Raw genomic sequence first — 12,833 nt, 5'->3', positions numbered from 1 at the left:
AAGAACTGCGCACCGCGCAGTTCTTCCCCCCGAGTCCAGGGCTTGCCCTGGTTCGGGTCGAGGGGCGAACAGCCCCCGCGGGGTCCGGGGCAGCGCCCCGGCGCGGCGCCTCACGCGAGCCTCAATTCAGCGGACGCACGAGCTTGTTCGTCCGGTCGAACAAGCCCTTCTCTTTCGCCTCGGCCAGCACCCGGAGTGCTTGCCGATATCCTCGCAGCACGAGTGATCGCACTGCGAAGCGGTTCAGGTAGCTGAACGGCCCGAGATCTGGCGCGATGTCGAGGAACGTCACGTGCGGGTGGAGTTTTCCGTAAAGCTCCACGCCTTGCCGCTCCTTCTCCGTGAGCAGCACGCTGAGCGACTGCCGCAGGACCGGGAAGGGGCCGCGCCGCGCCAGGCTGCGCCGCCCTTCGCGCACGCGCTCCGGCTTGTACACGTTCGAGATGATCACCACGTCTGCTCCCGCTGCGATCGCGAGGTCTGCGGAGAGCGTGCGTGCGACCTCGCCGTTCACGAAGTATCGATCGCCGATGCGGAATGGGCGGAAGATCCCGGGCACGCAGCAGCTCGCCGCGACGGCTCGGCTGATGGGTGTCGTCTCGTCGTGGCCTGGGCCGAACACCACGCGCTCGCCTGTGTCGATGTCCACGGCGGTCACGAACACGGGGTTCGGGAGCTTGCGGAAATCGTTGATGGGCAAAAAGCTCGCGAGGTAGTTCTCCAGCCGATCGGCCGAGAAGATCCCCGAGGTGAGGTGGCCCGGATCGAGGAACTCCTTGGGCCTCGGCAGGCCGATGAACGTGGAGGGGAAGAGCCGAGGGCCGCGGTGACGGCGGCGCCATGGGAGGCGGTACGCGTCGAGCAGGACGTCGAGGGGGATGTCCTGGCCATACGTCGCGGAGACCAGCGCGCCGGAGCTCGTGCCCACGAAGATCTCCGGCAGGACCCCGAGCTCCTCGCAGGCCTTGAGGACCCCGAGGTGGGCGAGACCTCGTACGGCCCCGCCCGACGCCACGAACGCGACCTTGAGGCGACTCATGGTCAGCATTGTGGTCACCCGAGCGAGGTCGGGCAAACCAGGCTCCCGATTCTCAAGGCATCTGGAAATCTTCGACGATTCGATAGATCCGGTAGCGCTCGCCCTCGCGGCGCAGCCAGAGCACGACCTCGTCTCCGAGGAGCCGATCCGATCCCACGCGCGACGCTGCGATCGGCACGCGCACGACGACATCCCCCGCCGAGAGCGCCTCGACGCGGATCGCCGGGTGTGGCGAGGACGTGAGCGCATCCTCGGCGCGGTACACCTCGACCTCGGCCTCGCGGAAGACGACCTCACCTGCGAGCTTCGTGTAGTCGAGCCGGCGCATGCGCTGCGTCCAGAAGAGCGGCGCCGAAGGCGCGTTGTTGTTCGGGCCGTAGGTCGTGCTGATCGACAGCGCGTCGCGCGTGAAGAGCGCTTCGAGCGCCTCCATGTCCTCGTTCACGATCGCCCGGAAAAAACCGTTCACCGTCGTGAGGACGGCCTCCGTCCCGAGCGGCGTGCGCAGCGTGACGAGCCCGGCCTCCGCGTTTGCCACGTCCTTCGCGCGCGGCGGCGCGCTCGCCGGATCCACCGCGACGCCGTCCGGCCTGCGTGATCCCTCCGGCAGCTCCGAGGTCGTGGCGAACAGGGGCGCCCCCGCGCCCCCGCAGCCGAGGAGGCTCACGAGCAGGAGCGCGCACGCAGCCGCGGCAGCGCGTGTGCTTTGGGGCAGGTCAGATCGACTCGACGAGAGGCTCATCCGTGCGGGTGAGCGTGACGATCGCACGGTCCTGGACGGCCGTCCATCCGGGCGGCGTCCGGTCGTCGTCGAAGTCGGAGGCGAGGATCGAGAGGCGGCAGGAGGCGAAGTCGGGCAGGCGCATGCGCCCGAGGCCGCCGTCGCCGAGGATACGCTCGAGATCCGCGGCGCCCTGGAAAACGCGGGAAACCATGCGACCACCCCCGTGCATGGCGATCACGTAATCGGGGGCCGCGACGAGCAGGTTCATGCGGCTCGGGCCCTTGCCCTCCTCGGCCGAGAGCCCGTCGACGAGCGAGATGCTCGAACGAAGCGCGCTGCGCGCCGCCTCCGGCGGTACGTCCTGACGCTCGAGGACACCGGCGTCGTGGAGGAACGAGAGGAACAGGTGGAAGAGCAGCTCGCTGTCCGTTTCGCCGCGAACGTCGCGCTGGAGGAACTGCGGCAGCGAGTCCGACAGGCGGCCGCGCAGCGTGGAGAACGCCTCGATCGTGCCCGTGTGCGCGAAGAGCCACTGCCGGTACCGGAACGGATGCGTGTTCTCCGTGCGCGAGCCGCCGACGGTCCCGAGCCGCACGTGCGCGATGAGGGTGTCGGCGCGCAGGCCGTGGGTCATCTCGGCGACGTTGATCTGGGGGCGATCGTCGATGGGGCGGCGTTTCAAGAGGATCTCGCCACCCTGGTAGAAGCCGACACCCCAGCCCGGGATGCGATCGGGCTGCTTGTGCACCAGGAGGTGGCGCGCTTCGAGCTCGAGGACTCGTGCCCCGAGGTCCGGACGGTTGCCGACGAAGCCGACGAGACGAGCCATGGTGTTGCCTTCCCTCTCCGCGGCGCGGTGAGAACGTGGGGATGGACGGAGCCTGCTCCCCTTTTTGTGATGAAACGGAGGCGTCCGGGCAAGTCACAGCTTCGCTTGCCGGCTGGCATTCGGACCATGGGCCCGAACGACGTGGGGAGGCGCAGGGCGACGCCATCGGGGGCTCCCGCAGCGCCCCTCGATCTCTGATAGACAGGAGCTTCGTCCTTGGCCAGGGTGCCCCGGACGCTTCGGTGACTCCGCCCCGAACTTCCCCTCCGCGATGAACACGAAAAGACTCGCCCCCGCGCTCGTGCTCGCGACCCTCCTCGCCGCCGCGGCGTTCCAGGTCGGATGCGTCGCGCTTTATCCCGAGATCGGGACCAACATCCGCAAGATCACCGCCGAGCAGGCGCTCGATCCGCCGCCGCCCGACGATCTGCGCTGGATCCGCGTCGTCTCCGGGACGATCAAGGACACGATGCGCGACGGCAGGAGCTGGAAGCAAGCCATCGGCAAGCTGCCGGATCCCTACGCCAAGCTCTACATCAACGACCAGGAGGTGCTGCGGACGAACCCGAAGAGCGAGACGCTCGAGCCGAGCTGGGACGACGCGCCACGCGGCAACTTCCAGGTCTCGTCCGCAGACAAGATGCGCGTGGAGATCTGGGACGCGAACACCGTCACGGACAAGCCCATCGGCGTGAAGGAGTTCCGCCCGACCGAGGATCTCGTGCTCGGCGATCGCATCCGGCTCGACGTGCCAGGCGCCGGCGAGGTCGTCCTCGCCTACGAGCGCGCGCACGCAATGTTCGGGCTCGGGCTGTGGTTCGAGCTGCGCACGGACACGTGCTTCCTCACGCGCATGATCGGCGGCAGCCCCGCCGAGCGCGCAGGCGCGCAGCCAGGCGACGAGGTCGTGCAGATCAACGGTAAGGAGGTGACGAAGATGAGCAGCAACGCGGTGCGGAGCGCGTTCAACTCGATCCCCTCGGACGGCCTGCCCGTCGTGCTGCGGCACGCAGACGGGACGACGGCGAGCGTGACCTTGCGCGAGGGGCCCATCTACCCGACGTTCGCAGAGTTCGGGCAAGTCGACTGAGCCGTGAAGGTCCCCGCATTCCACCTGTCGACCGAAGAGATCCGCGAGGAGCTCGCGCCGATCCGCCACCCATTCTCGATCGCCGTCTGCCGCGCGAAAAACCCCTTCAACATCGGGGCAATCATCCGCACGGCACACTCGTTCCTGGTCAGCGAGATCTTCCTCGTGGGGACGGAGCCCTGGTACGAGCGCGCCGCGATGGGGATGGCAAAGTACGAGACGATCGTCGAGTGCCCCGACGAAGAGGCCTTCCTCGAAGCCGTGCGCGGCCGCCCGCTGATCGGCGTGGAGCGGGATCACGCGCGCACGACGCTGTGGGAAGCAGAGATGCCAGACGGCCTCGTGTTCCTGTTCGGCAGCGAAAACGACGGGCTCTCCGACACGTTGCTCGGCGCGTGCAGCCAGATCCTCGCGATTCCGATGTACGGGATCAACCACTCGTACCCGGTGGCGATCGCCGCAGGCATGGTGATGTGCGAGTGGGCGCGGCGGAAAGATCCGCGGGGAAAACTGTCACCGTAGTGAGCGAGGTGCTTGGGGCGCGCCGCGCCGGGGCGCTGCCCCGGACCCCGCGGGGGCTGTTCGCCCCTCGACCCGAACCAGGGCAAGCCCTGGACTCGTGATGGAAGAACTGCGCGGTGCGCAGTTCTTCCACGGGCCGGTGGCAAGACCATGAAGGTCGTCGCACGCAGCGGCACGTTGCCGGTTGAGACGTCAGCGCTGCGGTCTTGGTGGGCGGGGTCGTGGCCTGTTCGATGAACTGCGCATCGCGCAGTTCATCGACCCCGGGTCCAGCGCTTGCGCTGGTCCGGGTGCAGGGGCGGACAGCCCCTGCTGGGGCCTGGGGCAACGCCCCAGCGCAACGGCTTCCGTCGTCCTACTTCGCCTCGACGGCCTTGCCGCGGCGCTTCTCCAGCCGCTCGAGCACTGCGCGCACGATGAGTGGCCACGCGACTGTCGCGTCTGCGTAGACCTCGGCGTAGCGGCCGCCTTCGTTCGGCGGGACGAACTTGCCCCAGCTCACGCCTTCGGAATAGGTGCAGCCTGAGAGCCCGCCCCAGTGCACGGGCTCGGGGCAGATGCGCACGCCGTACTGGAAGCGCGGGTGCTCCACTTCCACACCGAGCCGGTGACCTACGATGTCGTAGAACGGCCCGACTTGCTGCGCCCAGTTGCGCGGCACGCCGCCGCCGATCGTGAAGATGCCGAGCTTCTTCTTCGTCCCGATGAGCTTTGCGTAGCTCAGCAGATCGAGGAACGGGTTGTACGTCGGCGCGGCTGCGTGCTTGAACGGATCGAAGTTTGGGTCGTTGCCGTGCTGGGCGTGGATCTGCCGGAGCTTCCATACGGCCACGTCGAGGCCCATCTCGCTGTCCGTGAAGGCTGGGACGTAGACGGGCACGTTGTGCAGGTAGGCGCTGCGCAGGATGCCCGGCGAGTCGCCCATCTCTGCGAGCGCCTTGCCGAGCTGGCGGCAGATCATCTCGCTCGACCACGGCACGTTCGGGTCGAGCTTGTCGAGCTGGGCTCGGACGAACTCGTCGATCGTGTTGAGGTTCTTCTCCATCTCGAGCGTGTCGTAGACGCGGTTGTAGCCCTTCTGGAAGAGCACCTCGTCTGGCACGTTCGGGTTCGCCTTGTAGTGCGTGAGCCCCACGGCCTCGCTGAGTCCGTGCGCCATGAGCGCGCCCGTCGAGATGATGGCGTGGATCATCCCTGCCTCGATCATGCGGACGATGACGAGGCCCATCTTTGCGACCGTCATCGCGCCGGAGAACGTCGCGACGATCAGGCACTCCGGATCGAGCGTCATCTCCGTCAGCACGTCGCACGCCTCGCCGAGCGAGCGGCCGCTGAAGGCCGTGCGGCCCATGGCCGTGACGAGATCGTCGAAGCTCTTGATCTGCAGGGGATCCAGCGCCGTGAGCGGCACGAGCTGGTCTTCGACGCCGTCGCTCAGGTCCCGGACGGCGCGCGGCGGCTCGTGGTGATGGTGGGGATGTCGATCGGACATGACGAACACCTTCGTTGGAGGACCGGGCTTCCGTACCACGGAGACCCGTGAACCGGCCGGCCTTTCCTTACTTCCGGTCTTCGAGCGTGCAGGACAGCTTGAAGACCTGGTCCTTCGCGGGCAGACCTCGATCGCCGCCCTCCGCCTTCTTGCCCAGGAAGTCTGCCCGCACGAACGTGATCGGGCCCTTCTTCGCGGGCGCTGCGCCCTTGCCGGTCGGCGGCGGCGGCGGCCGCACCGAGCCCCGGTCCGGCGTGTAGAGCGTGGACACCTGCGCGATGCAAGCGTCGTTGCCCGAGAGGCGTACGTCGTAGAGCGCCGAGGCGAGCGAGCCGTTTGCTCCGTCCACCAGGGCCCGGGCATATCCGCGCGTCACGAAGAACCGCGCGCCTGCTTTGGGCTTGGCCGCGCACGGCGCGAACTTGCCGATCTGGTTGCGGATGTGCGGCACGGTCACCCAGCCCTCGAGCGTCGGTGTGAGCGGCAGCGGCGCCGGCGCGCCCTTCTTCTCGGCCGGCGGGATCGGGAAGACGCGCATCGCGCTCCAGTCGTACGAGCTCAAAAGGACCGGGATCCCATCCTTCGTAGGCTCGCCGAGCGTGCGCGTGCTCCGCGCCGCCACGTGCCCGACGATCCGCGGCGCCTCGCCCGAGACCCACACGACGAGCGCCGTGTCGCGCATCCACGCGATCGGCTCGCCCTTGTCTGCGCCGAATACGACTTCGTTCGACGGCAAAAGGTCGAAGCCGACCTCGGCCGTCTCCACGCCGCCGCCGGCCTTCGTGCGGACGAGCACGTTCTTCGCGCTGCCCACGCGTAGCGTGAAGAGAGCGCGCGCGCCCGAACCCGCTGCCGCGCGGAGCTCCGTGCCCCACCCCGTGCCCTTCGGCGGTGGGCCGCTCCATGAGCGCACCTTGCCGCCGACCTCGGCCGCGTCGTGCCACGAGAGCGTCCACTTCGCCGGCTCCGAGCCGGGTTTGTCCGGTCCCTCTTCTTCGAGGAGCGCGACCACGTCCATGAGCCCGTTGCGCCCCGTGGGCGCTGTCCGCTGCGTCCTCTTCGTGCCCTTCGGCGCCGCGCCCTTCTTGCCGAGGAGCTGCGCGATGAAGCTCGAGCTCGTGAGCGGCGCCGTGGCCTGGATCGCGCCCTCGCCCGTGCATGCGAGCACGCGCTCGGCGCCCGCGCCGTAGTTCGTCTCGGCACGCGGGATCGTCACGTCGAACGGAGGCTCGGCGCGGTCGTCGCGCGGCTCCTCGGCGCCCCAGCCGATCCGCACGTGCCGGTCGAGCATCATGCCGACCTCGGACGTGTTGAACACCGTGGGATCATCGAGCAGGCCCGTCACGTCGGAGAGCGACGAGCGCACGCTCTCCGGCAGCGGCACGCTCTGCCACGTCCTGCCGCCGTCGCTCGACGCGCTGATCCCGTCGTCGCCGATCGCGATGCCACGCCCGCCGCGGATCCGCGCGCTCGAGGCGCCCTGCAGCCGGTGCGGCTTGCGCGCTTCCTTGCCCGAGCCCGCGGGCTGCGAGACCGCGTAGACGCCTTCGTCGTCGGCCATCACGAAGGAGAGCGTGTGCTCGTCGTCCTCCTCGATCGCGCTGATCACGCGGAGCTCACCGATCGGCTGGAAATCGAGCGTGGCGATGCGCTCTTCCTTGCCGCCCTCGCCGAGCGCGGCGACGTAGACGCGCTTGTGCTCGGGGACGGGTTTGTCCTCGCGCTCGTCCTCGCCCTCGCGCGACCCCTCGCTCTCTTCGTCCTCCTCGCGCGCTGCTTCCTCGTCGTCGCGGCGCTCGGATTCGGGCACGTCGCCCTCCCAGATGTTGCGCACGAATGCGATGCGGCCGTCCGCGAGCGGGCCCGCGCCGCGCGGGAAGAGGTCGACCTCGCCGCGCAGCGTGAGCCAGCGGCCGTCGGGCTGGCGCGTGCAGACACCGTCGTCGTCGTCCGCGCTGCAGGCGGCGAGCAGAAGGACGCCGCCGCTCGGCGAGGTGCGGAGCTCGGCCTCGCCGCTGCGGATGAGCGCCGGGCGCTCCGGCTTCAAGGTGCCGCCTTCGAGCGAGACGCGCATCACGCCGAACGGATCGTACCTGTCGCCGCCCATGTCCTCGCTGAGCGAGCAGGCCATCCACGCGTGCTTGCCGGCGCGGCTCATGCCACACGTGCCGAGCCCGTCGCCGCGCGCGAACTCGGCGGCGGCCGTGACCATGCCGGTCTTCGTGTCGACCCGCGCGACCATGCCGTGGCTCGCCACGATCGCGCCGCCGTCGGGCAAGAGCACGCCCGACGCGGCCGCGGCGGCCAAGGGGTCCCGATGCGTCGCGCGGATCCACTTCACGAGCGCCGGATCGTCGTCCTTGGGCGTGTGATCCGCGAGCCGACCGAGGCGCGCCTGCGCCACGTCCACCGGCGCGTCGCGGCCCTCTTCGTACACGAACGCGCGGATCATGCCGTCCCGCACCGCGAGCTCGAGCACACGGAGCGCGTCGCCCTTCACGTCCTCGGTCACGCGCTTCCACGTCGCGCCCCCGTCGGCCGTGACCGCGAGCCCCACGCCGTCGAAGACGCCCGCGCCTTCCTTGGCGTCGCGGAATGCGACCGCGCGCAGCGGCAGCGGCGGAAGCGTGGTCACGGGCTTGAGGCGCCCCGTCTCCACGTCGACGAAGCGCGGCATGTCGCCGCCGAAGGTCCACACCGCGACGAGGCCCGCGTATGCGCCCATTCCGCGGATGTCCTGCTCGGCCTGGGCGAGGGGCTTCGGGGCGCCGAGCGGATCGTCGAGCCTGTAGATCCCGCGATGACCCCGCGCCACGAGGCGGCGACCGCCGTTCGGCATCGGGACCTCGACCACCTCTTCGAGCGGCTCGGGCGAGGGCGCGGCCTCGGCCTTCACGGAGCCGTCCTTGCCCACGATCGCGCGGCGCCCGCCGACGAGGACCAGCGTGCCCGCGTCGAGCTTCGGGCCCACCTCGGTCGCGCCGCCCGCGGTCGACCAGTGCGACGGCGGCAGGGGCGGGGGCGCGGCCACCGTCAGGGGCGGCGGCGTGGGCTTGGCGATGGGCTTGGGCGTGGGCGGCGGCGTGGACGAGCAGGCGGTGGCCGCGGCGGACGCGAGCGCGGCGAGCGCGACGAGCGAGGAACCGGCGCTCGTCCGGCGGAGCAGGGACCTCTTCATGAGGCGCGCACTCTATCGACTCGTGATCTCGAAATGAAGCGCTCTTTCGTTTGGCTCAGGAGCGCGCGATCCAGAGGACGAGCGCCCCGAGGGCGATACGATAGAGGCCGAACGGCGCGAGGCCGAAGCGCGTGAGGTACCGCAGGAATGCAGCGATCACGAGCCACGCGACGACGAACGAGGCGGAAAGGCCCACGGCGAGCGAGAGCGGACCGGAGGGGGAGGCGAGGAGCGCCGCGCCGCCTTTGGCGAGGTCGTAGACGGTCGCGGCGCCGAGCGTGGGGATGGCGAGGAGGAAGGAGAAATCGGCCGCGGCCTTGGTGCGGAGCCCGGCGATTTGGCCGCCGACGATCGTGGTCATGGAGCGCGACGCCCCCGGCCAGAGCGCGAAGCACTGAAAGAGGCCGATCACCGCGGCGCGGCCGACCGTGATGGAGCCGAGCTCCGTGTCGTCGTCGCCGGCCGCGTCCGCGCCGTTTTTGCGCCGGAAGGCGTCGACGCCGGTCATCACGACGCCGCCGACGATGAGCGCGATCCCCACGGGCCAGGGGCCGAAGAGGCGCTCCTTGATGAAGCCGTGCAGCAGAAAGCCCACGAACGCCGCCGGGAAGAAGGCCACGGCGAGCGCCGCGAGCAGGCGTAGGCTCGCGGGGTCTTTGCGCAGGCAGCCGCGGGCGAGCGCGGCGAGGCGGGCGCGGTAGTACACGACGACCGCGACCACGGCGCCGAGCTGGATCACCACGTCGAGCGTCTTCGCGACCTCGTCGTGCTTGCCGAGAAAGGCGCCGAGCAGGATGAGGTGCCCGGTCGACGAGACGGGCAAAAACTCGGTGAGGCCCTCGAGCGCGCCGAGGAGCAGGGCGTCGAGCCAGGTCATCCGGGGGTCAAGCCGCGGCGCCGCGTCGGGCTTCGAGGCTGGCCTGATCGGCCGCGGCCTGGGTGGTCGCGTAGCGGGCGAAGCGCTTCGTGCCGCCCATGAAGATGCGCCCTTGGTCCTTCAGCGTCTTCAGCGCGGAGCCGACGGCGCCGCGGGTGAAGCCGGATTGCCGCTCGATCTCGCCGACGCTGAGGCCGCTGCCGTTGCCCACGATGCGGGCGATGCGCTCGAGGGCCGCGGCCCGCTCCTCGTTCGTCGGGCGGGAGGCGTGCCTTCGCTCGGAGACGGGGGCGCGGACCGTGGCGGGGGCGCGGCTCGGCGCGCGCTTCGTGCGGGAGGACGGGGGCGCGGCGGGCGCCGAGATGGGCGCGGACCTCACCGGCGTCGCCCGGGGGGCGGGGCGCGTGGCCGGCGCGCGCTCGATCCCCAGCCGACGGAGGATGAGCGCGCGAATCTGGTCTGCCAAATCGCGGGAGAACTTGCTGACGAGCTCTTCGAGCTCCGCGTCGAAGGGTTGCGCCATGGGACCCGACCGTAGCATGTTCGTGGTGAATTTCCGCGGGTTCCGCGCGGGCAAAGCGCTTCGCTTGCACCACGAGGAGCGTGAGCCGCGTCGCCGTCATGAGCCTGCCGATCACCACCGTCGGGCGCCGTCGAGATCGCCGTCGTGACGAACCCGAGCGACGCGACGAGGGCCGTCATGAGCACGGGACGCGAACCCGTGGCGTACCTCGTTCGAGCGAAGCCCGCGTGGAGCAGGTCCACGGGGGCTCGCTCGAACGGCGAATCACTTCGGCCCGTCGGACGCGCAGAAGCCGCCGATGCATTTCGCGTCCGGGTCGCAGCAATTCGCGGCCGTCATGCAGGCCTCGCCGAGCTTCGAGCAGCCCTCGGCCTGGTCGGAGCAGACGAGCGCGCCGCTCTGCGCGTCGGGCTTGCAGAAGCCGTCGCAGCAATCGAATCCGGCGTTGCAACCCTCGCCGAGCTGCTTGCAGGGCGATTTCGCCCATTCACCGCGCATGTTCTGGTTGTCGAGGCCCTGGCCGGGCAGCCAGAACGCCGGGTGGCTCGGATCCTGGCCGGCCACCGGGTTCGCGTCGATCGCCGTCACCCAGAGCTGCTTGCGCCGCGTGTTCGGGTTCGTATCGGTGAGGGTGTTCCCGTACTTGCGCTCGGACACGATGACGAGCCAGAAATAGCCGCCGAGCGAGAATGGATTGAACGTCGGCTCGTAGTTCGCCGTCGTCTGCTCGGCCTCGATGTGGCCCATGCCGTTCGTGTTGTCGAGCGGGATGACCACCGAGCCGTCCGGGTTCGTCAGCCAGATCTCGGCCAGCGCGCCGCGCGAACGCGCCATCGTCGAGCGCTCGAACGCGATCCATTTCGAGTCGGGGCTGAAGGTCGGGAACGTGACCGTGGGCCTGCCGGCGTCGTTCGGCACGATCATCTTCGTATTCGAGAAGGAAGGTACGGCCAGGTTCACGTCCGTCACCCAGAGCGTCGACTGGGTGAAATCGAGCCCATTGCCGTCCGTGCGCACGCTGAACGCGATCTTCTGCCCGTCGCCCGACCAGGCCGGGTGCGCGGGGGCGCCGCCGCCCGGATTGAGCTGGGCGAGCTCGACGTCGCTGTCGTACGTGCTGAGCGAGAGGAAGCCCGTCGAATTGAAGGCGCCGTCGTTCCAGTGCCGCCAGAGCACGTGCGAGCCGTTCGGCGAAATGGCCTGGAAGCCGGACGAGGCATTCGTGTTGAAGAGCGACGTGCCCGTGGCCGTATCGAACGTACCCCAGGGGCTGTAGCCGCCGTGGAACGAGGCCACGAGCCGCGTGCCGTCCTTCGAGACGCTGTGGCAGGCCACGCAGCCGACGCCCGGGGGCGGCGTGAGGAACGCCTCGGGCGCGACGTCACCCGGCTTGATGCGCACGACGCTGCCCGTGTTGACCTCCCAGTAATAAATGGTGCCGGCGAGGTTCGCCGGGGCGATCTTCCACGTCTGCGTCTTCGCGAGGTACGCCTTCGTCCCGTCGAAGCGCGCGATGTCGACCTGCACGTCGCCGTTCGTGGAATCGGTGAGCTTGCGCCAGATGTCGTCGGGCAGCTTGGGGAAATCGAAGCGCGAGGGCGGCGGCACCGTGCGCCAGGTCTCGTATTCGAAGGCGGGGCTCTTGATGTGAATGTGATAGACGTCGCCCGCGTTTCCGCCATTCCACTGGATCGTGGGCCCGAGCAGGCCGCGCGGGAACACGGTCTTGTCGTACGGATAGAGGAGCGTGAGGGCCGGATCCGCCTCGACGGCCGTGGGGAATTGGGCCTTGACGTTCGGATCGATCATCTGCGAATCGTCGAGGTAGCGGAGTTTTACGGTGGCCGTGGTCGAGCCTTTCACGCCCTCGGCCTCGAACGTCACGTTGCCCGTGCCGCCGAGCAGGCCGCTCGCGGTGAACGCGCCGCTCGCCGGGACGATGCTCCCGATGTCGCCGCGATCGTACGTCCATGAACCGACCACGTCGACGATGCTGCCCGTGCTCGTCGTGCCGACCGCCTTGTAGGTGATGGGCGGCGGGATCTGGCCATTGACGACCTCGATCACGAGATCCTTCGGCGTGACGTCGATCGACACGAGCTGGCCCAGGCCGCCGTCGCCGAAGATGTCGCCGCCGAGGCCTTCGCCGCCGTTGCCGGCGCCGCCCGTGCCGCCCACGCCGCTGCTGCTCGCGGCGCCGGCACCCTGGGTGGTTTCGCTGCCCGATCCGCCGCAGGCGGCGAAGGAGGCGGCGGCGAGGGGGATCGCGATGGCAGCGAGGGTGAGAGGACGACGCATGCGGCAAGCTCCAGTCTCGGGGTAGAGGAGGAAGATCCTACCCGAGGCGTGGGGCTCGCCGCATCTGGAAAGGTGGGGCGTCGGGATCCGCGCTCCTCGTGGTGCACGTTCGAGGAGGGAGGGACGCGTCGTGCGCGGATGGCGCCTCGTGAGCATTGCCCGGTTGGCGGCTGCCATCGCGGAAGATGGCAGCCGCCGCCGAGGAGCGATGAATGGCTCGGCAATCGTCGCTCCCGTGGCAGGACGCGTGATGGCGCCGGC

Annotated in this window: 10 protein-coding genes; 2 read left to right on the top strand and 8 right to left on the bottom strand. The window is 69.7% G+C overall.

What is annotated here, in order from left to right; translation table 11 throughout:
• Positions 1-121: 121 nt before the first annotated feature.
• Genes QHF84_RS40390 through QHF84_RS40380 form a run of 3 tightly spaced genes read right to left on the bottom strand, consistent with a single transcriptional unit; the run spans position 122 to position 2,592 of the window.
• Entirely contained in the window at positions 122-1,039 is a 918-nt protein-coding gene (locus QHF84_RS40390; RefSeq protein ID WP_281318909.1) for a patatin-like phospholipase family protein, read from the bottom strand.
• A 52-nt stretch (positions 1,040-1,091) separates the two neighbouring features.
• Entirely contained in the window at positions 1,092-1,781 is a 690-nt protein-coding gene (locus tag QHF84_RS40385) for a hypothetical protein (protein ID WP_281318908.1), read from the bottom strand.
• Positions 1,756-2,592: a class II glutamine amidotransferase gene (locus tag QHF84_RS40380; RefSeq protein WP_281318907.1), complete on the bottom strand. Its 837-nt coding sequence runs from the start codon at positions 2,590-2,592 to the stop codon at positions 1,756-1,758. Before QHF84_RS40380 ends, QHF84_RS40385 begins: the two co-directional genes overlap by 26 nt.
• A gap of 271 nt (positions 2,593-2,863) precedes the next feature.
• Here QHF84_RS40380 and QHF84_RS40375 point away from each other — a divergent pair, with 271 nt between their 5' ends.
• Together QHF84_RS40375 and QHF84_RS40370 are read left to right on the top strand one after the other, a co-directional pair.
• Positions 2,864-3,682 (top strand): PDZ domain-containing protein, encoded by an 819-nt coding sequence (locus QHF84_RS40375; RefSeq protein ID WP_281318906.1) that lies wholly within the window; start codon positions 2,864-2,866, stop codon positions 3,680-3,682.
• Positions 3,683-3,685: 3 nt separating this feature from the next.
• Positions 3,686-4,204 carry a TrmH family RNA methyltransferase gene (locus tag QHF84_RS40370; RefSeq protein WP_281318905.1) on the top strand — a complete coding sequence of 173 codons (519 nt, stop codon included), beginning with the start codon at positions 3,686-3,688 and terminating at the stop codon, positions 4,202-4,204.
• Between the two features lie 355 nt (positions 4,205-4,559).
• On the opposite strand, the gene QHF84_RS40365 is transcribed toward QHF84_RS40370, so the two are convergent.
• The 5 genes from QHF84_RS40365 to QHF84_RS40345 form a co-directional block, all read right to left on the bottom strand.
• Positions 4,560-5,696 carry a deoxyhypusine synthase family protein gene (locus QHF84_RS40365; RefSeq protein ID WP_281318904.1) on the bottom strand — a complete coding sequence of 379 codons (1,137 nt, stop codon included), beginning with the start codon at positions 5,694-5,696 and terminating at the stop codon, positions 4,560-4,562.
• 67 nt (positions 5,697-5,763) lie between these two features.
• The gene (locus QHF84_RS40360) at positions 5,764-8,874 is read right to left on the bottom strand and encodes a hypothetical protein (protein WP_281318903.1); all 3,111 of its coding nucleotides are present in this window, start codon (positions 8,872-8,874) and stop codon (positions 5,764-5,766) included.
• A 55-nt stretch (positions 8,875-8,929) separates the two neighbouring features.
• Positions 8,930-9,751, bottom strand: coding sequence for an undecaprenyl-diphosphate phosphatase (locus QHF84_RS40355; protein WP_281318902.1), 822 nt, complete (start codon positions 9,749-9,751; stop codon positions 8,930-8,932).
• A gap of 7 nt (positions 9,752-9,758) precedes the next feature.
• Entirely contained in the window at positions 9,759-10,274 is a 516-nt protein-coding gene (locus QHF84_RS40350; RefSeq protein ID WP_281318901.1) for a hypothetical protein, read from the bottom strand.
• Between the two features lie 264 nt (positions 10,275-10,538).
• On the bottom strand, positions 10,539-12,572 hold the full coding sequence (locus QHF84_RS40345; protein WP_281318900.1) for a hypothetical protein: 2,034 nt from the start codon (positions 12,570-12,572) through the stop codon (positions 10,539-10,541).
• Positions 12,573-12,833 lie beyond the last annotated feature (261 nt).

The organism is Polyangium sp. y55x31 (assembly GCF_029946505.1).
GTDB lineage: Bacteria > Myxococcota_A > Polyangia > Polyangiales > Polyangiaceae > Polyangium.
Note: the sequence above shows the minus strand (reverse complement) of the source record. Positions and strands in the feature narration are given on the sequence as shown.